The 20,261-nt window shown below is 68.6% G+C and carries 19 protein-coding genes; 14 read left to right on the forward strand and 5 right to left on the reverse strand.

Translation table 11 applies throughout. From position 1 onward, the window contains the following. Positions 1-4 precede the first annotated feature (4 nt). The gene (locus tag AC5RVZ_RS31645; RefSeq protein ID WP_494069560.1) at positions 5-694 is read right to left on the reverse strand and encodes a pentapeptide repeat-containing protein; all 690 of its coding nucleotides are present in this window, start codon (positions 692-694) and stop codon (positions 5-7) included. A gap of 133 nt (positions 695-827) precedes the next feature. Here AC5RVZ_RS31645 and AC5RVZ_RS31650 point away from each other — a divergent pair, with 133 nt between their 5' ends. From AC5RVZ_RS31650 to AC5RVZ_RS31660, 3 genes are all read left to right on the forward strand, one after another. Beyond that, positions 828-1,835, forward strand: a complete 1,008-nt coding sequence (locus tag AC5RVZ_RS31650) for an NAD-dependent epimerase/dehydratase family protein (RefSeq protein ID WP_494069561.1) — start codon at positions 828-830, stop codon at positions 1,833-1,835. Between the two features lie 10 nt (positions 1,836-1,845). Further along, entirely contained in the window at positions 1,846-2,652 is an 807-nt protein-coding gene (locus AC5RVZ_RS31655) for an alpha/beta fold hydrolase (protein ID WP_494069562.1), read from the forward strand. Between the two features lie 426 nt (positions 2,653-3,078). Continuing rightward, entirely contained in the window at positions 3,079-3,804 is a 726-nt protein-coding gene (locus AC5RVZ_RS31660; protein ID WP_494069563.1) for a FadR/GntR family transcriptional regulator, read from the forward strand. A gap of 104 nt (positions 3,805-3,908) precedes the next feature. Here the strand turns inward: AC5RVZ_RS31660 and AC5RVZ_RS31665 are convergent, their stop codons facing one another. The 4 genes from AC5RVZ_RS31665 to AC5RVZ_RS31680 all read right to left on the reverse strand — a co-directional run bounded on the left by AC5RVZ_RS31665 (position 3,909) and on the right by AC5RVZ_RS31680 (position 7,868). Then, the gene (locus AC5RVZ_RS31665) at positions 3,909-4,964 is read right to left on the reverse strand and encodes an L-idonate 5-dehydrogenase (protein WP_494069564.1); all 1,056 of its coding nucleotides are present in this window, start codon (positions 4,962-4,964) and stop codon (positions 3,909-3,911) included. Positions 4,965-5,009: 45 nt separating this feature from the next. Further along, on the reverse strand, positions 5,010-5,783 hold the full coding sequence (locus AC5RVZ_RS31670; RefSeq protein WP_494069565.1) for an SDR family NAD(P)-dependent oxidoreductase: 774 nt from the start codon (positions 5,781-5,783) through the stop codon (positions 5,010-5,012). Between the two features lie 61 nt (positions 5,784-5,844). Then, on the reverse strand, positions 5,845-7,251 hold the full coding sequence (locus tag AC5RVZ_RS31675; protein WP_494069566.1) for a GntP family permease: 1,407 nt from the start codon (positions 7,249-7,251) through the stop codon (positions 5,845-5,847). Between the two features lie 86 nt (positions 7,252-7,337). Beyond that, positions 7,338-7,868, reverse strand: coding sequence for a gluconokinase (locus tag AC5RVZ_RS31680; protein WP_494069567.1), 531 nt, complete (start codon positions 7,866-7,868; stop codon positions 7,338-7,340). A gap of 257 nt (positions 7,869-8,125) precedes the next feature. Here AC5RVZ_RS31680 and AC5RVZ_RS31685 point away from each other — a divergent pair, with 257 nt between their 5' ends. The 11 genes from AC5RVZ_RS31685 to AC5RVZ_RS31735 all read left to right on the forward strand — a co-directional run bounded on the left by AC5RVZ_RS31685 (position 8,126) and on the right by AC5RVZ_RS31735 (position 20,170). Next, positions 8,126-8,404 carry a DUF3040 domain-containing protein gene (locus AC5RVZ_RS31685; RefSeq protein ID WP_494069568.1) on the forward strand — a complete coding sequence of 93 codons (279 nt, stop codon included), beginning with the start codon at positions 8,126-8,128 and terminating at the stop codon, positions 8,402-8,404. Positions 8,405-8,721: 317 nt separating this feature from the next. Further along, positions 8,722-10,392, forward strand: a complete 1,671-nt coding sequence (locus tag AC5RVZ_RS31690; RefSeq protein WP_494069569.1) for a thiamine pyrophosphate-dependent enzyme — start codon at positions 8,722-8,724, stop codon at positions 10,390-10,392. A 175-nt stretch (positions 10,393-10,567) separates the two neighbouring features. After that, positions 10,568-11,149 (forward strand): hypothetical protein, encoded by a 582-nt coding sequence (locus AC5RVZ_RS31695; RefSeq protein WP_494069570.1) that lies wholly within the window; start codon positions 10,568-10,570, stop codon positions 11,147-11,149. Between the two features lie 74 nt (positions 11,150-11,223). Continuing rightward, positions 11,224-11,775 (forward strand): RNA polymerase sigma factor, encoded by a 552-nt coding sequence (locus AC5RVZ_RS31700; RefSeq protein ID WP_494069571.1) that lies wholly within the window; start codon positions 11,224-11,226, stop codon positions 11,773-11,775. After that, positions 11,772-12,557, forward strand: a complete 786-nt coding sequence (locus AC5RVZ_RS31705) for a hypothetical protein (RefSeq protein ID WP_494069572.1) — start codon at positions 11,772-11,774, stop codon at positions 12,555-12,557. The genes AC5RVZ_RS31700 and AC5RVZ_RS31705 overlap by 4 nt, the downstream gene beginning before the upstream one ends. A 168-nt stretch (positions 12,558-12,725) precedes the next feature. After that, positions 12,726-14,465 carry an alkaline phosphatase D family protein gene (locus AC5RVZ_RS31710; protein WP_494069573.1) on the forward strand — a complete coding sequence of 580 codons (1,740 nt, stop codon included), beginning with the start codon at positions 12,726-12,728 and terminating at the stop codon, positions 14,463-14,465. Between the two features lie 106 nt (positions 14,466-14,571). Then, entirely contained in the window at positions 14,572-16,386 is a 1,815-nt protein-coding gene (glsA, locus tag AC5RVZ_RS31715) for a glutaminase A (RefSeq protein WP_494069574.1), read from the forward strand. A 161-nt stretch (positions 16,387-16,547) separates the two neighbouring features. After that, complete coding sequence (locus tag AC5RVZ_RS31720; protein ID WP_494069575.1) at positions 16,548-17,192, forward strand: ABC transporter permease; 645 nt, start codon at positions 16,548-16,550, stop codon at positions 17,190-17,192. Beyond that, positions 17,189-18,406, forward strand: a complete 1,218-nt coding sequence (locus tag AC5RVZ_RS31725) for an ABC transporter ATP-binding protein (protein WP_494069576.1) — start codon at positions 17,189-17,191, stop codon at positions 18,404-18,406. The genes AC5RVZ_RS31720 and AC5RVZ_RS31725 overlap by 4 nt, the downstream gene beginning before the upstream one ends. Next, positions 18,399-19,202 (forward strand): ABC transporter permease, encoded by an 804-nt coding sequence (locus tag AC5RVZ_RS31730; RefSeq protein ID WP_494069577.1) that lies wholly within the window; start codon positions 18,399-18,401, stop codon positions 19,200-19,202. Before AC5RVZ_RS31725 ends, AC5RVZ_RS31730 begins: the two co-directional genes overlap by 8 nt. Positions 19,203-19,228: 26 nt before the next feature. Further along, positions 19,229-20,170 carry a glycine betaine ABC transporter substrate-binding protein gene (locus AC5RVZ_RS31735; protein WP_494069578.1) on the forward strand — a complete coding sequence of 314 codons (942 nt, stop codon included), beginning with the start codon at positions 19,229-19,231 and terminating at the stop codon, positions 20,168-20,170. Positions 20,171-20,261 lie beyond the last annotated feature (91 nt).

The raw sequence follows: 20,261 nt of genomic DNA on the forward strand, positions 1-20,261 counted from the left end.
TGGATTAATTCGGCGCGGCAGTTACGTATATTGCGGCTAAGTTTTCTCCACGACGCCGAAATGGGCGGCGAACAGCGGGGCGAGCCCGCATCTGAAGGGGGGTCATGGCCGCCCCGCGCAGGCCTTCCAGTCCGGCCAGTTCCCGGATGTCCAGGCCGCGCAGGTCAACGTGCGCCAGCTTCGCCCCGGTCAGGTCGAGCCTGCTGACCCGGCTGTCTTCAAACGCCACCCGGCGCCCGGTCGCGCCGCCCAGATCGAGTTCATCCAGGATGCAGCCGGCAAACCGAATGTCCTGAAGTTTGGCTCCGCGCAGGTTCACATACCCCAGTTTGCAGTTGCGGAATTCCACCGACTCCCACTCGGATTCGTAGACCTCGGCGGACCCGAGGCGTGAGCCGTCGATCACCACACGGCGGAAGCGCGAGCGCGGCGCACTGAACTCCGGTGCATTCAGCCGCTCGAATGTTACGTCCACGAAGCCGACAGAACGCAGGTCCGCCCCGTCCGCGGAAACATCCAGGAATTCGCACTCCGTGAAGGAGGCGCCGGCCAGCCGCCGGCCGTCCAGTTCCGCACCGGCAAACCGCTTCCCGGCCACGCGGGCCTCGGGAACCAACGCCGCTGCCCGCCCGGCAGAGAGTTCCCCCATGTCCGGGGCGTCGAGGCGCGGCGTGAAGTCGTCGGGTTTAGCCATCTACGGAGCATAGCCACACTTCCGGACACGGGCCGCCGGCCAATAGGGCGTTTCACACCGATTCGGGACGGTTCTCCCTGCTGTGTGCGAACAACCGGTGCACATTCGCCCGGGACGGTGTTCCATGGGCAGCATGCATCTACTCGTCCTGGGCGGTACGGCCTGGTTGGGACAGGAAAGCGCTGCCGCGGCGCTGCGCCGCGGCCACCGGGTCACCTGCCTGGCCCGTGGAACATCGGGCTCCGCTCCGGCCGGCGCCCGGCTGGTGCGCGCGGACCGGGATGCTCCGGACGGCTTGGAGACGGTCGCGGCCGAGCACTGGGACGCCGTGCTGGATGTCTCCCGCCAGCCCGGCCAGGTGCGCCGTGCAGCGGCCGCGCTGGCCGGCACTGCGGAGCACTTTGTTTTCGTGTCCTCCTGCAGCGTCTACGCCGACCACCACACCCCGGGCGCCGACGAAACCTACCCGTTGCTGCCGCCGCTGTCCTCGGACGTGATGACGTCTCCGGACGTCTACGGCGAGGCTAAGGTCGCCTGCGAGCAGGCGGTGCAACGCGCCTTCGGCCCCGACCGAAGCCTGATCGTCCGCCCGGGCCTGATCGCCGGTCCCGGCGATACCACCGACCGCACCGGCTACTGGCCCCTGCGCTTCGCCCGGCCCGTGGCCGACGACGGTGCCGTCCTGGTCCCCGATGCGCCCGGGTTGGATGCCCAGGTCATCGACGTCCGGGACCTCGCCGACTGGCTTATTGCCGCGGCCGAGCAGCGACTGGCCGGCGAGTTTAACGCGGTGGGCGACGCGTTTCCCTTGGCCGGGCACCTGGAGATGGCCCGCCGGGTCGCGGACCATACCGGCCCGGTCCTGTCCCTGGGCCAAGAGGAACTGGCAGCGGCCGGCGTCAACCCCTGGGCGGGCGAGCGGTCCTTGCCGCTCTGGCTGCCGCTGCCGGATTTCGCCGGCTTCGCCTCCCGCAGCAACGCCGCCGCCACGGCAGCCGGTCTGGCCTTGCGCCCGCTGCGGGACACGCTGGCCGACACGTTGGCGTGGGAGCTGGCGGCAGGCGCCGACCGTCCACGCAAATCGGGCCTGGCCCCGGACGACGAGCGCCGGCTGCTGGCCATCGCGCGCACCCGCCGCTGAGGAACCGGCCATGGACCCCCGCCAGCGGTTCGCTCGCCTCGCCAACGGACTCCGCTTGGCCTACGCCGAGGCCGGCTCCCCCGGCGGCACCCCGGTCCTGCTGGTTCCCGGTTACGGGGACTCCTGGCGGTTCTGGGTCCCGCTCTTCGACCGGTTACCGGCATCGCTCCGGCTGATAGCGCTCAGCCCCCGCGGGCACGGCGATTCGGACAAGCCCGCGACAGGCTACCGGCTGCACGATCTCAGCAACGACCTCGGCGACTTCCTGGACGCCCTGGCCATCCCACGGGCCGTGATCGCCGGTCACTCCAGCGGCGGCTATGTCGCGCGGCGTTTCGCCGTCGACCAGCCCGAACGGGTCCGGGCCCTCATGCTCATCGGCTCGCCGCTGAGCCTGCAGCAGCGCCGGCCGCCCTTTGCCCCGGCCATCGAGGCCTTCCGCGATCCCATCGACCCCGCCGACGTCCGCGCCTTCGTGGAGTCCTTCACTCTGCTGGCCGACCCCGGCGAGGCCGTCCGAGAGGCGGTGCTGGCGGACGCGCTCAAAATCCCCGCCCGTGTCTGGCAGCAGACGCTGGCCGGCCTCACCGAGGCGACGCCCCCGCCACCGGAGGCCGTCAAGGCCCCGACGCTTGTGGTGTGGGGCGACGACGACGTTCTGCTCGACCCTGCCGAGCAGAACGTGCTGGCCGATGCCATCCCTTCCGCCCGGCGCAACCACTACCCCCGGGCCGGGCACACGGTCCTCTGGGACGCCCCCGACCGCGTCGCCGGGGACTTGCTGACCCTCGTCACGGGCGGCGGGAGAAATCCTTGAGGCGTCCGGGACACAGTTGTAGCGTGGCAGGCAGCAGGCCTACCGCACCGCTGCCCAAGGAGGCACGCCGTGACCATTCCACCGCCGCCGGAGCCGGCACACGATCCGAACGAGCCGGGACCCAGGCACCCGTTCCCGCCGGAGCCGAATCCGGATCCCTTCGCGCCGCCCACGCCCGAACGGCCCGAGCCGAGTCCGGACCCCTACGCGCCGCCCACGCCCGAACGGCCCGAGCCGCCCCCGGACCCGGGGCCCCAGCCGCTTCCGCCGCAACCGCAGCCCGGCCCCTTCCCCGATCCGGGGCCCATCCTGCCGCCGAGAAGGCCCTGACCTTCTGCCGGTTCGCGCCGGCGTCGTCCCGCAACACAGCCGGTGTGCGCATCCCGCCCCCTAGAATGAACGCGTGACCGCTACCCTTCCGCGCGCATGAGTTCGCGCCTGCACAGCCTCGTCATCGAGACGCTTGGCAAGCGCATCGTCTCCGGGGAGCTGGCGGCCGGCGCCACCGCGCATGCCGAGCAGTTCGAGGCCGAGCTCGGCGTTTCCCGTTCCGTGCTGCGCGAGGCGGTGCGCGTGCTGCAGTCGTTGGGGCTGGTCGAGTCGGTCAAGCGCATCGGCATCCGGGTACTGCCGCCGGAGCAGTGGAACAAGTTCGACCCCTCGGTGATCCGCTGGCGCCTGGCCGGGGACGGCAAGGGCGTGCAGCTGCGCTCGCTGACCGAGCTGCGCTCCGCCGTCGAACCGGCCGCCGCCGAGCTGGCCGCGCGGCATGCGCCGCAGGACACAGCGGCGGAGCTCATGGCCGTCGCGGCGAAGATGCGGGCGGTGGGACGGGCCGGCGACCTGCAGCAGTTCCTGGAGCTGGACATCCACTACCACACGCTGGTGCTGGCGGCCTCCGGCAACGAGATGTTCGCGCAGATGCACTCGATGATCGCCGAGGTGCTGCGTGGCCGCACCGATTACGGGCTGATGCCCGCGCACCCGCACGAAGAAGCGCTGCAATTGCACGTCGACGTCGCGGACGCCATCCAGTCCGGCCGCCCGGAAGCGGCCCGGGCGGCGATGGACCAGATCATGCGGCGGACCGTGGAGGAAGTGCGCAGCGTTTGGGAGTCCGAGCCCCGGCTGTTCGAAGCCCCCGGCGCCTAGGCCTCCATTCCCCCGCATCGACTGTTCAGCAGGCGCCCTTCCCGTGTTCGAGAAGGGCGCCTGCCGAACAGTAGATCCCGGGCGCGGACCGACCGCCCCGGCGGCTACTCCGCGTCGCTGAACCGCAGCAGCACCTTGCCGCTCTGTGACGAGTCCCGCGCCATGCCGAACGCCTCCAGGGCGTCGGCCGCGGCGTATTCGTGCGTGGTCACCGGGTCCGCGTAGAGGGAGCCGTCGGCCAGCGCCGCAATCACTTCATCGATCTCGTCGTTGAAGCGGAAGGAACCCACCAGCTCCAGCTCGCGGGTGATCGCCAGCGAGATCAGCGCCGGCTGCTCGCCCGAGGGCAGCAGCCCCACCATCACCACGCGGCCGCCGCGGGCCGCACCGCGCACGGCCGACGCCAGGCCGTGATGGTTGCCGGACGACTCCAGGCAGATGTCTGCCTCGACCCCGGCGATAGCCTCGGCATCGGTCGCCAACAGCGTGCGGCCGGCACCGACTTCCCGGGCGATGTCCAGCGGCTTCTCGTGCATGTCGACGGCGACGATCTCGCCCGCGCCGGCCCGCTTCAGCACCGCGATGATCAGGGCGCCGATCGGGCCGCAGCCGATGACCAGCACCCGCTTGCCCGCCACGTCTCCGGCCCGCGCAACGGCATGCCAGGCCACACTGGCCGGCTCCACCAGGGCGGCCCGCCGCAGCGGCAGCTTGGCGGGCAGTTCCCGCAGCATCCGCGTCGGCAGGTTCACGTAGCGGGCGAACGCGCCTTCGGTGTGCGGGAAACGTGCGGCGCTGCCCAGGTACGTGCAGCCCGGCGAGAGGTTCGGGCGGTCCTCCGGGTACCTGGATCCGTCACCCGGTCCGGGCGTCGCCGGATGCACGGCGACGGCGGTGCCGGCGGCCGGTCCGCTGCCATCGGCGGCGGCCGCCGCCACGGTACCCACCACTTCGTGGCCCAGCAGCATCGGCGCTTTCAAGATGGATTCACCGGCGGCGCCGTGCTGCCAGTAGTGCAGGTCCGACCCGCAAATGCCGCCGTAGGCAATCTCGACCACGGCTTCGTCGGGCCCGGCCGGCGCCAGCTCGACCGGTTCGACGCGCAGGTCACCGGCCGCGTGGGCCACGACGCCGAGGGACTGTGTTGGGAGGGAAGTCATGGAAACTGCCTTTCGATGGTGCTGCAAAACTACGACGGGTCGGGGTCAGACGACGGTGGTCATGCCGCCGTCGATAAACACCACCTGGCCGTTCACGAAATTGGAGGCGTCGGAGGCCAACCAGATGGCAGGTCCCACGATGTCCTCCACCGTGCCCCAGCGGTGTGCCGGGGTGCGGCCCAGGATCCAGCTGTTGAACGCCTCGTCGTCGACCAGTTTCTGGGTCATCTCGGTGTGGATGTAGCCCGGCGCGATCGCGTTGATCTGCAGCCCCAGGCCGGCCCACTCGGCGGTCATCGCCCGGGTCAGGTTACGGATGCCGCCCTTGGACGCCGTGTAGGGGGCGATGGTCGGACGGGCCAGGTCGGTCTGGACGGACGCGATGTTGATGATCTTCCCGGCGCCGCGCTCGATCATGTGCCGCGCTGCCTCGCGGCCCACCAGGAACGCGCTCGTCAGGTTGGTCCGCAGCACGCGCTCCCAGTCGTCCACGTCCAGTTCCAGCATCGGCACCCGGTGCTGGACGCCGGCATTGTTGACCAGCACCCACAGGGGGCCCACTTCGCGCTCGACCCAGGCCACGCCGTCGGCCGCCGCCTGGGCGTCGGTGACGTCGAAGGCCCGGGCAAAAATACGGTCTTCGCCGAACTCCGCAGCCAGCTCCGCGCGGGTGCCTTCCAGCCGTTCCTCGTCCAGCCCGTTGAGCACCACGACGGCGCCCGCGGCGGCGAGCCCGCGGGCGATCGCCTTGCCGATCCCGCGGCTGGAGCCCGTCACCAGCGCCACCCGGGAGGAAATGTCGAACAGGTTCACAGTCATTTACTCTCCAAATGCGGACGGGACGGCCGCAGCCGCCCCGTCCATGTTGTCCAAGGGTGTACTAGAAGTTCGTGGCGATCAGGTAGATGGCCAGTGCCAGGACAAAGCCGACGACGCCCACCAGGGCCTGGCCCACGGTCCAGGTCTTCAGCGTGGTCTTGGTGTCCATCTGGAAGAACCGGCTGACCAGCCAAAAGCCCGAGTCGTTCACGTGCCCGGCGAACACCGAGCCGGCGGCCAGCGCCAGCACAATCGCGGCCAGTTCCACCGGGTTGAACTCGGGGTTGCCCATCACGACCGGCTGGACCAGAGCGGCCGCGGTGGTCAGCGCCACCGTCGCGGAGCCCTGGGCCACGCGGACGACGGCTGCGATCACGAAGCCGGCCACGATGATCGGCAGGCCGATCGCGTCCAGCGAGCTGGCGATGGCGTTGCCGATGCCGCTCGAGCGCAGCACGCCGCCGAACATACCGCCGGCGCCGGTGATCAGGATGATCGAGCAGACCGGGCCCAGGGCACTGTCCACCACGGTCTCGACGAGGCTGTGCTTCTTGCCCTGGCGGTGGCCCAGCAGCCACATGGCCAGGAGCACGGTGATCAGCAGCGCGATCGGGGTCTCACCCAGCGTGCGCAGGACCTGCACCCAGGTGTCGTCCAGCGAGACAACCTCGGCGGTAGCGAGCATGTTCAGGCCGGTGTTGAGGAAGATCAGCAGCAGCGGCAGAAGCAGCAGGAAGAAGATGGTGCCCAGCTTCGGGGAGGAGCGGAATTCGTTTTCCACCGAACCCTTCGGGGCATCGAGGATGTCCGGCACAGCGATGTTGAACCGGCGGCCCAGGAAGTGGCCGAACAGGTAGCCCACCAGGTACCAGGTGGGGATGGCAATGACCAGGCCAAGAATCAGGACCAGCCCGACGTCGGCGCCCAGCAGGCCGGTGGCGGCCACGGGACCCGGGTGCGGCGGTACGAAGATGTGCATGACGGAGAAGGCGGTGGCTGCGGGGAACGCATAGGTCAGCAGCGATCCGCCCAGGCGTCGTGCCACGGTGAAAATGATCGGCAGCATGACCACGAGGCCTGCGTCGAAGAAGATCGGGAACCCGAACAGCAGCGAGGCCACGGAGAGCGCCAGCGGCGCACGCTTCTCGCCGAACTTGTTGATCAACGCCTGCGTCATGACGTCCGCGCCGCCGGAGACCTCCAGCATGCGGCCGAGCATCGCGCCCAGGCCGACCAGCAGGGCCACGCTGGCCAAGGTTCCGCCGAAACCGCCCAGGAGGGTCGGCATAATGTCTGCGGCCGGAATGCCGGTCGCCACTGCGGTGAGCAGGCTGACAATAATCAGCGACAGGAAGGCGTGCACGCGGAACCGCATGATCAGCACCAGCAGCAGCGCGATGGCTGCTACGGCGACCAGCAGGAGGCCCGCCGTGCCCAACGTCCAGTTGAGCTCGAGTTCGGTCATCATTGTCCTTCGTTGTATCGGACGGTCGCCCGACGGGTCATCGGTCAACCGTTTCAGTTGTTGGCTCAGTTGTTTCCCGCCCGCCGGCGCTAGCTTCCCGCCGGGCCGGCCGGGCCCTGCAGGTAGTGCTCCACCAGCACCGCAATCCGCTCGGGGGAATCGGTGACGGAGACCTCAAGGCCCGCCTCGTCCTCGCCGAGCGGTTCCAGCGTCTGGAACTGCGAATCCAGCAGTGTCGGGGGCATGTATTCGTGGTCGCGCCCGCTGATCCGCTCGGCAATCAGTTCCTGGCTGCCGGTGAGGTGAATGAACCGGGTCTGCGGCGCGAAGGAGCGGATCAGGTCGCGGTAGCTGCGCTTCAGCGCCGAGCATGCGACGACGGCGGTGGTTCCCTCCGCCAGTTTCTCTGCCATGACCTGGCCGATGGCGCTCAGCCAGGGGTGGCGGTCGGCGTCAGTCAACGGCTGGCCGGAGGCCATCTTTTCCTTGTTCGCCGCACTGTGCAGGTCATCGCCGTCGATGAACTCAAGGCCGAGGTGCCGGGCGACCGCGCTGCCCACCGTGGATTTTCCGCATCCTTGGACGCCCATGACCACCAGCGGGGGATATTGCAGAGACATGGGCAGAACTCCTCAGACGCATCATTACATCTGATTTGGTGACCAATCTCTCGTCATAAATCAGATTTATCCGGATCAAAGTACCACCGGCGGAGATGCTCCGGCAAAACCGCAGCGTTCCGCCGAGGGCGTCGGTAACGAATCGGCCTTCGCTTGGCCCCGGCCCATACCCCGGCGGGCATCCCGAGGCTACATTTGTCTTATACGGTGTCCGGCGCGGCACCGGCTGCGGCGCCGCGGAGCCCGAGGAGGTCGGAATGTCTCTATCGGATGACGAACGGCAGCGCCTGGACAGGCTGGGGCAGCAACTGGAGAACGACGACCCCCGTCTGGCCCGTTCCTTGTCTGCCCGTGGCGTGCTGGTCTTCGGCCACGTTGTCGGTGCGGCGACCCTGCTCGCCCTGGCCGGCGCGCTTCTGCTGTTCATCGGCATAGCGGGGAATGCGCTGGTTCTGGCCATGCTGGGCCTCATCTGCCTGGCCGCGGGCGCCATCCGCGGCTGCGCCGATTTCGTGGCCCGCCACCGGCGCGGGTAAGAACGGCCGCAGCAGTCACCTCGGGACTAGGAACAGGCACCGCCGCGCGGGAACGGACCGCGGTACCGGGCGGATCTGCCGCGCGGATATGCCGTCAGCGCCCTGCCGGCGTTCTGCTGACGTTGCACACCCCGTCCGCACAATGCGAACCACGTCACTTTCGTTACCTCGCCATGTCACAGGGACGGTGTCATAACACACCCCATCATGTACTTTTGCTCAAGCGCGTTCATCGGGAACCGTGCACCCGCACGAGAAGAATGCCGCGGACGAGTTCGATTCAAAGGTGAAAGAGGTCTCCTGTGACACAGGATCAAATGGAAGCGGTCGCAGTCGCAGCGCAGCAGAAGCAGCCGGTCCGCAAATCGGCAGGGCACATCATTGTCGATTCATTGATGGCGCACGGCGTCGAACGAACGTACGTGGTTCCCGGCGAGAGCTACTTGGAAGTGTTGGACGGACTCCACAATTCCAGCATCGACACCATCGTCTGCCGCCACGAAGGCGGGGCGGCCTACATGGCCGAGACGGACGGAAAGATGAACCAGCGTCCGGGCATCGCCATGGTCACCCGCGGACCCGGCGCGGCCAACGCACACGTTGGCCTCCACACCGCCTGGCAGGACGCAACGCCCATGGTGCTTTTCGTTGGCCTGATCCCCTTCGAGCACCGTGACCGCGAGGCATTCCAGGAATTCGACATCAAGTCCTGGTTCGACACCGGCGCCAAGCGGGTCATGGTGCTGGACCACCCCGAGCGGGCCTCCGAAATCGTCGCCGAGGCCATGTTTGCCGCCATGAGCGGGCGGCCGGGACCCGTCGTCGTCGGTCTTCCTGAAGATGTCATCCGCGAAGAAGTAGACGCCACGCTGCACCCTGTCATCCCTGTGGCGCAGGGCGGCATGACGGTCACGGACTGGAAGGCGCTCAAGGCTGCGCTGAAGGAAGCCGAGAAGCCGCTGTTCGTCGTCGGCGGCAATGACTGGACCCAGGAAGGGTCCAGCGCGCTCACGACCTGGCTCGAGGAGCACAACATCGCGGCGGCGGTCGAATGGCGCTGCGAGGGCACCATTCCCTTCGACTCCCCCTCCTACGTGGGCCCGATCGGCTACGGCCGGCCGAAGCCCACCTACGACCTGCTCGAGGAAACCGACCTGCTGGTCTTCGTCGGCACCGTCCCGGGCGATGTCATCACCGACGGCTTCCTGGTCCGGCAGGATTGGTCCAAGAAGAACTTCCTGGTCACCATCGACCCGTCGCTGCGGGGCCGCTCCGGCCCCGTCTCCTACCAGATCGTGGCCAAGCCTGACGTCTTTGTCCGCGACCTGGTCATGATGGACCTGCCGGTGAAGGACGAGTGGAAAGACTTCACCCAGCGCATGCGCGGCGAGCAGGTCAAGTTCGCCGCCCTGCCGCCGGCGGAGCCCGGCGACGGGCCGGCCCGGATGGACACCATGATGGCGAACCTGGTCGCGGGCCTGCCGCGCGACGCCATGGTCACCCTCGGCGCCGGCGAGCACACCAACTGGGCGCACCGCTACTTCCCCACCCACGACTATGCCTCCATGCTGTCGGCCCGCAACGGTTCCATGGGTTACTCCGTCCCCTCTGCCATCGCCGCCTCGCTGGCCCACCCGGGACGGCGCGTGGTGACCATCGCCGGCGACGGCGAGTTCCTCATGAACGGGCAGGAACTGGCGACCGCCGCCCAGTACGGGGCTACCCCGCTGGTCATCGTCATGGACAACCAGGAATACGGCACCATCCGCACCCACCAGGAACGCTGGTACCCGGAGCGGATCTCCGGCACCCAGTTGAAGAATCCCGACTTCGCCCTGATGGCCCAGGCCTTCGGCGGCTTCGGCGTGAAGGTGGAGAAGGACGCCGATGTGCCCGCCGCCCTCGAAGCTGCCCTCAAGGCCATCGACGAGGACAAGACCTTCGCCCTGATCCACTTGGTGGTCGAACAGCGGGTCAAGGCCTACTGACACCCGTCAGCTGGTCGAAGGCCGGTGGCCGGGGCGTCATGCCCCGGCCACCGGTGTTTCTCGGGAAAAATCACGAAAGCGTAACCTTCCACCCTCCTCCTTCGATTAGTCAGGTGTAAGGGCGCGCCGCGCTAGCAGTACCGCGGCCGTGCCGAGCAACCTTTTGAGGAGATCCATGTCCAATCGTTTCCGCACCCTGAGCCTGCCCGCCAAGGGAGCCGCCCTGGCCGCCGTCATCGCCGTGGGAGGCGCCGGAGCCGCCGTGGCAGCACCCGCCCTGACCGCCGTCGGCGGCTCGGAGACCGCGGTCACCACCCCGGCAGTCCCTGCCACCCCGGCCGTCCCCGCCAGCGAGGGTGAGATCGCAGTCCCGGCCATCCCGGCCTCCCCCGCCGTGCCGGAAGTCCGTTCCGCAGCCGCAGGCGACGCCGAGGCCGACGTCACCGCCGGCGTAGACGGAGCAGAGGCTGACGCGGCGCTGGGCGCAGAGGCCGAGGCCGGCACCGAGGAGAACGGCGCCGCCGCCGAGCTGCGTTCGGGTGCCGCCGTGGCTCCGGCAGTCCCGGCAACCCCGGCCGTCCCGGGTGCCGACGGCCTGCCTGCCACCCCGGCCGTGCCCGCCGTCCCTGCCGTTCCGGAGCTGCCGGTAACCGCGAACGCCGAGGCCCAGGCCGCGATCGACGCCCGCACGGAAGCCGCGGAAACCCGCGCCGAACTCCGTGGCGCCTCTTCGGTCACCGTAGAAGCCGGACAGTAATTCCCGTGGTACCGGGTGCGGCGCCTACACTGGGGGCGCCGCACCCGTCGCCCGCTGTCTGAAAGAACGTCGACTTGCCCCCATCACTTCCCGACGACATCGTGTTCGCGGCGCAGTCCGGAGATGCTGCTGCCTTCAGCGAGATCTACGCCGCGCTGGCACCCGGGCTCAATGGTTACCTCAAGGTGCGCGGTTTGGAAGACCACGAAGGCGCCGCGCAGGAAGTATTCCTCGCCCTCTTTTCCCGGATCCGGTCGGTGACCGGCGGCTTCCAGGGGCTGCGGACGCTGGCGTTCTCCATCGCTCACGCCCGCTACGTAGACGATGTCCGGCGGCGGGCCCGGCAGCCGGTGCTGTCGCCCTACGACCCGGATGCCGACGCCCGCGCGGTGGACTCCGCCGAAACAACTGTCCTGGAGACGCTCGCCGAGAGCGACGTGGGACGCCAGCTCAAGGAGCTGAAGCCGGAGCAGCAGGAAGTGCTGATGCTGCGCGTGGTCGCCGACCTGTCGATCGAACAGGTTGCCGAAATCATGGGCCGGAGCGCCGGCTCCATCAAACAATTGCAGCGGCGTGCCCTGCTCAAACTCAAATCCGTTCTGGAAAGGAAGGAGGCCCTGGTATGAACAGCGCTGAAAAGTCCGACGACGACACTGTCCGCCAGCTGCTGGACGAATCCGGGCTGGCTCCTTCTGCCCCGCTGGAATCTTCCTTGCTGGCCCTCCGGGCCGCCGGGGAAACCCCCATCCCGGCCCCCTCACCCGAGGTGCTGGCTTACCTGACGCCGGCTGCCGGCGCAGCGGCCGCGGGCACCCAGATCGTGCCGCTGCGGCGCCGCCGCACGATGCGCGGCGCCCTTGTCCTCACGGCCGCGGTGGCCGCCACCGGGCTGGGAGTGTCCGGCGTCGCGGCCGCCAACCCCGACTTCCGGGCAGCCGCGGACCAGGCCGTCCGGCACGTCGTGGGCTTCCTCGCCCCGTCCGGCACCGGCCAGGAAGCTCCCCAGGACCACTCCGCGCCCGGAGCCCCCGCCCACGTCCCGGCCGTAACGGGCGAGATCACGATTGAGGAAGGCGGCTCCGGCTCGGCCGACACCGGCACCGATTCCCCGGCCGCTCCCGCCGCCCCGGCACATCCTGCTGCCCCCGCGCCGCAGCCCGGGCACCAAGCGGAGCGGGCCCCTAATCCCGATGATGCTGCCGGGCAGGATGCCAAGCGTCCGCCGGGCAAGCCGTCCGGGGACGTGCTCCCCGCGGTGCCGCCGCTGGAGGGCGGACTGCCGGATCCGTCCCTGGGCCAGCGCGACGGCAATCCCGGCAAGGGCGCCCCGCGGGAGAAGCAGGACGTGCCCGTCCCCGCTACCGGCCACCTTCCGACGCTGCCACCCCTCCCGTCGCCGGAGCGCTGATCGGCCGCCTTCGTTGGCCGCCGCCACCCCGCCACCCGGCCCCGGGAATGACGACGGCGATGCCCGCGGCGAAAAGGGATCCTCCGCAGCGGGCTCTTTCCGCAGGCGGACGATAGTGGCAGAGTTGCGCAAGGGAACACCGTTCTGTCGGGACAGGCAGGAGGATTCATGACCGCATCGCCGCTGGTACTTGGCCCGATGCTGCGCTATGTGGACCAGACGTCGGCCAGCATCTGGGTGGAAACCCGCGAAGCCGCCACCGTCGCCGTCGTGGTCCAGGGGCGCAGCTGGCAGGCAGGCACGTTCTCCGTGCGCGGCCACCATTACGCGCTGGTCGAGGCCGAGGGGCTGGAGCCCGGCAGCGTGACACCCTATCGGGTGGAGGTCGACGGCATGCCGGCCTGGCCGGAACCGGACTCGCCGTACCCGGCGCCCGTGATCCGCACCCTCACGCCCGGACGCCCGCTCCGGCTGGCCTTCGGGTCCTGCCGCACCAGCGTCGAGCATGACGCGACCGGCAACAGGCAGCACGGCGTGGACGCGCTCCGGGCATACGCGCTGCACCGTGCCGACGGGGCTGCCCGGCCCGGGGACAAGGAAGGCACCGGGACCGGGGACGCGACCGGCGAGGCACCCGACGGGACGGACCCCGGCTGGCCCGACCTGCTGCTCTTCCTCGGCGACCAGGTCTATGCGGACTCGACGTCCGAGGCGATGCAGGAGTTCATCCGCGCCCGCCGCAATATCAAGGAACCGCCCGGCGAAGAGCTGAAGGACTACGCGGAATACGCCCACCTGTACATGCTCGCGTGGTCGGACGGCGCCAACCGATGGCTGCTCTCCACGCTGCCCAGTGCGATGATCTTCGACGACCACGACATCCGCGACGACTGGAACGCCTCGCTGACCTGGCGGCGGCAGATGGCCAAGAAGCCCTGGTGGCATGGCCGCATTGTCGCCGGCCTCGCGTCCTACTGGGTTTACCAGCATCTGGGCAACCTGTCCCCGGAGCAGCGTGCCGAGGACGAACTGTGGCAGCAGGTGGTGAACCATCCGGGCGACGGCGAACCGGACCTCAGCGACGCGCTGGAAGCCTTCGCGGAACGGGCGGACCGGCAGCCGGACACCTACCGCTGGAGCTTCACCCGCGACATCGGCGGTTCACGGCTGGTCGTGCTCGACTCGCGCGCGGCCCGTGACTTGCAGCCGGACCGGCGGACGCTGCTGGACGAGGAAGAAATGGCCTGGCTGGACAGCCAACTCCAGGGCGGCTTCAAGCACCTGCTGATCGGGACCTCGCTGCCGTTCCTGCTGCCCAAGGGCCTGCACCACATCGAGTCCTGGAACGAGGCCCTCAGCGAAGGCGCCTGGGGCAAGCTGCCGGCGGCCGCCGGGGAACTGCTGCGGCGGGCCGTGGATTTGGAGCACTGGGCAGCCTTCCAGCGCACCTTCCACGAGGTGGCGGCCATGGTGCAGGAGGTGGCCGACGGCGGACGCGGACCGGCGCCGGAGACCGTCACCTTCCTCTCGGGCGACGTGCACTTCTCCTACGTGACGGAGGTGGTGCGCGACTCGGGCAGCCGGATCGTCCAGGTCGTCTGCTCGCCCGTCCGCAACCCGCTGCCCCGCTTCATGCGCTATTTCACCGCCGCCATGTCCTATGGCATCGCCGCTCCGGTCGGCGCGCTCGTAGCCCGCGGCGCGAAGGTCCCCGATCCGCCGTTCACCTGGAAGAGCCGCATGCGGCCATGGTTCGACAACAACCTGGCCAGCCTGGAGGACTCCCCAGACGGCCTGAAGATCTGGTGGGAAAAGGGCGTGGTGCACGACGGCGACGATCTGCACCCGGACTTGGAAGAGGTCGCCTCCCTGACCATCGCGCCGCAGGGCAGTCGGATCGCGCGGTAGCCCCATGGCGTGGTAGTCGGATGGCGCGTTGGCCCGAGGGCGCGATGAGGCGTAGGCCAGCGGGCGGCTGTCCGGGGCGCGCCGTCCGCCCACTTACGCTGGTGATATGGAATCGCCGATCGACAGCTACCTGCGCACCCTGCACGCCGAGATCTCCGAGCTCCGCGACGGCACGCCGTATCTGGTGGGTCCTGCCTCGGCGGTAGTGGATCCGGACGACTTCGGGATCTGCCTGGCAACCGTGGACGGCTACGTCTACGAGGTGGGCACCACGCGCAAGGAATTCACGCTGCAGTCGATCTCCAAGCCGTTCAGCTACGCGCTCGCGCTGGCCGAACTTGGTTTCGACGCGGTGGACGAAAAGGTGGATGTGGAGCCCTCCGGGGACCCGTTCAACGAGATTTCCCTCGCCGCCGGCACAGGGCGGCCGGCCAACGCGATGATCAACGCGGGCGCGCTGGCGGTCACCGGGATGATCAAGGGCTCCGGCGGCCGGTCCGCGATCAAACGGATCCTGAACACGTACTCCGAATTCGCCGGCCGGAAACTCAAGAGCAGCCCGCGGGTGTTCGAGGCCGAGCTGCGCAACAGCGACCGCAACCACGCCCTGGCCTACCTGCTGAGCTCGTTCGGCATCATCGAGGACAGCCCCACCACCGCGTTGGAGAACTACCTGCGGCAGTGCTCGGTGCAGGTGACCTGCCGGGACCTGTCCATCATGGCCGCGACCTTGGCCAACGGCGGCACCAATCCTGTCACCGGCAACCACGTCATGGACATCGGGCCGGTGGAACGGGTGCTGTCGGTCATGATGACCTCGGGCATGTACGACGACGCCGGAGACTGGGTCACCAACGTGGGGATGCCGGCGAAGTCCGGGGTGGGAGGGGGCACCCTGGCGGTCCTTCCCGGCCAGGTCGGGCTCGCGGTGTTCTCCCCGCCGCTGGACGACCACGGCGGATCGGTCCGCGGGATCGCCGTGAGCCGGCGGCTGTCCGAGGACATGGAGATGCATTTCGTCCGCTCCGCGCGTGCCGGGCGTTCCGCGATCCGCGCCAGCTACGACATCACCGTCGTTCCTTCCGGCATCCGCCGCACGGACGAGTCGGCCGAGGTGCTGCGGGAGAACGGCCATCGCGCGCAGCTGATCGAGCTCAACGGCGACCTGCTGTTTGCCGGTACGGAATCGATGGTCCGGGAGATCAGCTCGCTCCCCGACGACGTTGAGCTGGTGGTCCTGGACCTGCGCCGCGTCGACGAAGTGGGCGGCGTAGCCCTGCGCATGTTCGCCCGCCTGGAGGAGATCCTGGCCGCGGACAACCGTGAACTGCTGCTGATCGATCCGGAGGACAGGCTCGCGGACGTCTTCGTCGACACCGGGCGGCACGTGCCGGTTTTCGACACCCGCACCGGTGCCGTCGAGTTCTCCGAGAACCGCCTTATTGCCCGCTACGGGGATCCGCTGGGCGTGCCCACGTCGGTGCCGGTGGAGCAGTCGCTGGCCCTGGGCACCCTGCACCCGGACGAAATTGTCGCCCTGGTGGAACGCATGGAGCCCGCGAAGTACGAGGACGGCGAGATCGTCCGGCGGGTCGGCCAACGGTTTGGCGGCGTGTACTTCATTGTCTCCGGCCGGATCAGCACCATCGCCGCCGACTCGGAGGGGCGGCGGGTCAAGCTGAGCACGCTCAGCGCCGGCATGACGTTCGGCGAACTCGCCCTGGGCAGCGAGGACCGGCAGGAAACCACCGAGAAAGCGGACGGACCGGTGGAACTCATGGTGCTCTCCTCGGAGGCGATCGAAGAACTGGAGGAGCAGGACCCGAAACTGGCGATGCGCCTGTGGAAGGCGCTCACCCGGGACGCCTACACACGCGTGGACCAGTTCCTGCGCGAAACCGCCGTCCGGATCCGCGACTGACCGTCCGCGGCGGCCCGCTGCCGGCGGCCCGATGGGCATCCGTGAGCCGGAATCAACTATAGTTACGGGCAGTCGTAGCATCTGCCACATCGGCAACAGAAACCACACCAGCCTCGGTCTCTCCGTGTCTTGTTCCCGGCAGAGGTTGCAGAAAGGAACGTGTGAACTTTTTCGAGTTTCTCGCGAAACGCGCCGACGACATGCTGGAAATGGGCATCGAGCATGCCGTCCTCGTGGGCGTTTCGGTCATGCTCGCCACCGTGATCGGGGTCGGCCTGGGCATCGCGACGTATCGGCACGAACGGCCGCGCGAAACAGTCCTCGCGGTCACCGGTGCTTTCCTGACCGTTCCCTCCTTCGCGTTGTTCATCCTCCTCATCGGCCCCCTGGGCTTGGGCGCGCTGCCCGTCGTCGTCGCCCTCACGATGTATGGCCTGCTGCCCATCGTCCGCAATACCATCACCGGCCTTCGCGAAGTGGATCCTGCCATCGTGGAATCGGCCAAGGGCATGGGCATGAGCCGGACCCAGCGGCTGCTGAGGATCGAACTGCCGCTGGCGTGGCCGGTGATCATCACCGGCATCCGCGTCACCACCCTGATCCTGCTGGGCATCGCTGCCATCGGCGCGATCGTCCTGGGCCCGGGCTACGGCGAGCTGATCTTCACCGGCCTGGCCCGGGTGGGCACGCCGGTGGCCGTCAACATGGTCCTGGCCGGAACCCTCGGCGTGATTGTCCTCGCCATCCTGTTCGACCTGCTCTTCCACACCGTCCGCAAGCTGACTACCTCCAAAGGAATCCGATGACCGTTTCCGACCATCAGACCCCCCAGCCCAGGCCGGTCAAGATCCGCTTACAGAACCTGTCCAAGAGGTTTCCCGGGCAGAAGGACAACGCGGTCGACGACCTGACCCTGGACATCTACGAGGGCGAGATCGTGGTGCTGGTCGGCCCGTCGGGATGCGGCAAGACCACCACCATGAAGATGATCAACCGGATCATCGAGCCCACCTCCGGCCGGATCATCCTGGACGGCGAGGACGTCACCACCACCGACCCGGACCAGCTCCGCCGCCGCATCGGCTACGTCATTCAGCAAGTCGGCCTGTTCCCGCACATGACCATCGGCGAAAACGTGGCCACCGTGCCCAAGCTGTTGGGCTGGGACGCCAAACGAATCTCCGCTCGGGTCGACGAGTTGCTGGACATGGTCAACATGCCGCCGTCGACGTACCGCAACCGCTACCCCAAGGAGCTCTCCGGCGGACAGCGGCAACGGGTAGGGGTGGCACGTGCTCTGGGCGCAGACCCGGAAGTGATGCTGATGGACGAACCGTTCGGGGCGATAGACCCCATCACCCGGGACCGGCTGCAGAACGAATTCCTGCGCCTGCAGTCGGAGGTGCGCAAGACCATCGTGTTCGTCACCCATGACATCGATGAAGCGATCAAGATGGGCGACCGGATCGCCATCCTGCAGGACCGCTCCCGGATTGCCCAGTACGACACCCCGGAGCAGATCCTGACCGCCCCTGCCAATGATTTCGTCTCCGACTTCATCGGCAACGGCGCCTCCCTCAAGCGGCTGAACCTGAGCCGGGTGGCCGATATCGAGCTGACCCAGTGGCCGACCGTCCGGCTGGACACCCCGGCCGAGGACGCGCTGGAGCAACTGCGGCGCAGCGACCGCTCGGCGCTCCTGGTGCTCGACTACGCCGGGCGGCCCCGCCGCTGGGTGGGTGCGGACGACCTGCACCGGGCAGGTGCACGCGCACTGGACGAGGTGGGCCTGCCGCCGGAAGCAATCCTGGAACCGAGGGCTACGCTGTCCGATGCGTTGAACGAACTGATCACCGCCCGCTACAGCGTGACGATCGTGGTGGACTCGCACGGCGTCTACCAGGGCGTGGTGGATATCGAACAGATCAACGAGGCCATCCGGGCCATGCGGGACACGGCGGTCGCTCGAGCCCGGGCCGGGCTGGGCGAGGTGGCCGAAGCCGTACAGGCGGGTGGCTGACGTGGCCGCTGCCGCACCACACTCGGTGCACGACCAGGACGTTGCCGCCCAACCACCGGCCAGGACGCGGCGCCGGACCCTGACCGGTTACCTGCTGGTGCCCGCCATCCTGGCGCTGGCCTGCCTGGCGCTGTACCTGTATGTCGGCTCGCAGGAACTGGACAGCATCGAGGCGCGTGCCCTGGCCCCGGCCAACCTGGCCGCCGCCCTGGGCCGGCACCTGCAGCTGACCGCGGTCTCGACGCTGCTGACCCTGGTCATCGCGGTGCCGCTGGGCATCCTGTTCACCCGCCCGGCCATGCGCCGGGTCCGCCCCTACCTGATTACCCTGCTGACCCTGGGACAGGCGGTTCCGACCATCGCCGTGCTTGTCCTGCTGGCCGTGGCGTTTCTGTTCCTGGGTTTCCAGGCCGCCGTCGTGGGCCTGGTGCTTTACGCCATCATCCCGGTGCTGCTCAACACCATGGTGGGCCTGGAGCAGGTCGACGAATCCGTGCTGGAAGCCGGGCGGGGCATGGGCATCTCCAAGTTCGGCGTCCTGCGCCGGCTCGAACTGCCCCTCGCGGTGCCGATCATGCTGGCCGGCGTTCGCACCGCCCTGGTGATCAACGTGGGTACGGCCACCCTGGTGACCTACATCAACGCGGGCGGACTCGGGGACATCATCGTGGCCGGGCTGTCCACCAACCGCGTGCTGGTCCAGATTGTCGGCGCCGCGCTGACGGCGGTGCTGGCACTGCTGATCGACTACCTGGCGAGCATCGCCGAAGACTTCCTGCGCCCGAAAGGGCTCTAGGCCATCCCCTGCATGACGAAAGAGGAATGATGAAAGCGAATAGTTCACGGAAGACGGCGTTCGCCGCGTTTGGCGCCGGAGTGGCCCTGCTGCTGACCGCCTGCGGCGGCGGCGACGCAGCCGAGGCGACCGGCGACGGCGAGCTTGCGGGCGCGCACTTCACGGCGGGCTCCAAGGAATTCACCGAATCCATCCTGCTGGCCCAGATCGCGGCCGTCGCGCTCGAGGATGCCGGCGCCACCGTCGAGGACAAGACGGGCATCTCCGGCAGCGCCACCGTACGCGAGGCCCTGCAGTCGAGCCAGGTGGACTTCTACTGGGACTACACCGGAACCGGCTGGGTCAATGTCCTCGGCCACACCACCGAGGACGTGCCGGAAGACCTCTACGGCGCCGTCGCGAAGGAAGACGCGGAGAACGGCGTCGCCTGGCTGGAACCGGCGCCGTTCGAGAACACCTACCGGATCGCCGCCAAGAAGGAGTTCGCGGAGGCCGAAGGCATCACCAACATGACCGAAGCCGCCGCATTCATCCAGAAGAACCCGGACCAGGGTGCCGTCTGCGCCGCCAGCGAGTTCATTAACCGCGACGACGGGCTCCCCGGCCTGGAGAAGGCGTACGGTTTTGAGTTCGGCAAGGTAGTGGAGCTGGACCTGAACCTCATCTACACACAGGTCGGCGGATCCTGCCAGTTCGGCGAGGTCTTCTCCACCGATGCCCGGGTCATCTCCAACGAACTGGCCGTGTTGGAAGACGACAAGGAATTCTTCGTCCCGTACCAGGGCTCCATGACCCTGCGCCAGGAAACCCTGGACGAGTACCCGGCCATTGCGGAGATCATGGCTCCGATCAGCGCCGCGCTGACCAATGAAGTCATCACCGGGCTCAATGGCCGGGTGGATAACGACGGCGAGGATCCCCGCGACGTCGCCGAGGAGTGGCTGCAGGAGCAGGGCCTGGTGGGCTAGCCACCGGACCTTGCTTCCGCAGAACGGCCAGCGGCCGCCGGTCACCACGACCGGCGGCCGCTGGCTATCTCGAACCTCACCGAACCGCTGG

The sequence above is a fragment of the Arthrobacter sp. Cza30 genome (assembly GCF_059090765.1).

Bases quoted from the DNA above. Each gene is read 5' to 3' on its own strand.
- glsA (WP_494069574.1), top strand. From the start codon at position 14,572: ATGGAATCGCCGATCGACAGCTACCTGCGCACCCTGCACGCCGAGATC.
- AC5RVZ_RS31655 (WP_494069562.1), top strand. From the start codon at position 1,846: ATGGACCCCCGCCAGCGGTTCGCTCGCCTCGCCAACGGACTCCGCTTG.
- AC5RVZ_RS31660 (WP_494069563.1), top strand. From the start codon at position 3,079: ATGAGTTCGCGCCTGCACAGCCTCGTCATCGAGACGCTTGGCAAGCGC.
- AC5RVZ_RS31725 (WP_494069576.1), top strand. From the start codon at position 17,189: ATGACCGTTTCCGACCATCAGACCCCCCAGCCCAGGCCGGTCAAGATC.
- AC5RVZ_RS31735 (WP_494069578.1), top strand. From the start codon at position 19,229: ATGATGAAAGCGAATAGTTCACGGAAGACGGCGTTCGCCGCGTTTGGC.
- AC5RVZ_RS31710 (WP_494069573.1), top strand. From the start codon at position 12,726: ATGACCGCATCGCCGCTGGTACTTGGCCCGATGCTGCGCTATGTGGAC.
- AC5RVZ_RS31665 (WP_494069564.1), bottom strand. From the start codon at position 4,964: ATGACTTCCCTCCCAACACAGTCCCTCGGCGTCGTGGCCCACGCGGCC.
- AC5RVZ_RS31650 (WP_494069561.1), top strand. From the start codon at position 828: ATGCATCTACTCGTCCTGGGCGGTACGGCCTGGTTGGGACAGGAAAGC.
- AC5RVZ_RS31705 (WP_494069572.1), top strand. From the start codon at position 11,772: ATGAACAGCGCTGAAAAGTCCGACGACGACACTGTCCGCCAGCTGCTG.
- AC5RVZ_RS31675 (WP_494069566.1), bottom strand. From the start codon at position 7,251: ATGATGACCGAACTCGAGCTCAACTGGACGTTGGGCACGGCGGGCCTC.
- AC5RVZ_RS31685 (WP_494069568.1), top strand. From the start codon at position 8,126: ATGTCTCTATCGGATGACGAACGGCAGCGCCTGGACAGGCTGGGGCAG.
- AC5RVZ_RS31670 (WP_494069565.1), bottom strand. From the start codon at position 5,783: ATGACTGTGAACCTGTTCGACATTTCCTCCCGGGTGGCGCTGGTGACG.
- AC5RVZ_RS31645 (WP_494069560.1), bottom strand. From the start codon at position 694: ATGGCTAAACCCGACGACTTCACGCCGCGCCTCGACGCCCCGGACATG.
- AC5RVZ_RS31695 (WP_494069570.1), top strand. From the start codon at position 10,568: ATGTCCAATCGTTTCCGCACCCTGAGCCTGCCCGCCAAGGGAGCCGCC.
- AC5RVZ_RS31690 (WP_494069569.1), top strand. From the start codon at position 8,722: ATGGAAGCGGTCGCAGTCGCAGCGCAGCAGAAGCAGCCGGTCCGCAAA.
- AC5RVZ_RS31680 (WP_494069567.1), bottom strand. From the start codon at position 7,868: ATGTCTCTGCAATATCCCCCGCTGGTGGTCATGGGCGTCCAAGGATGC.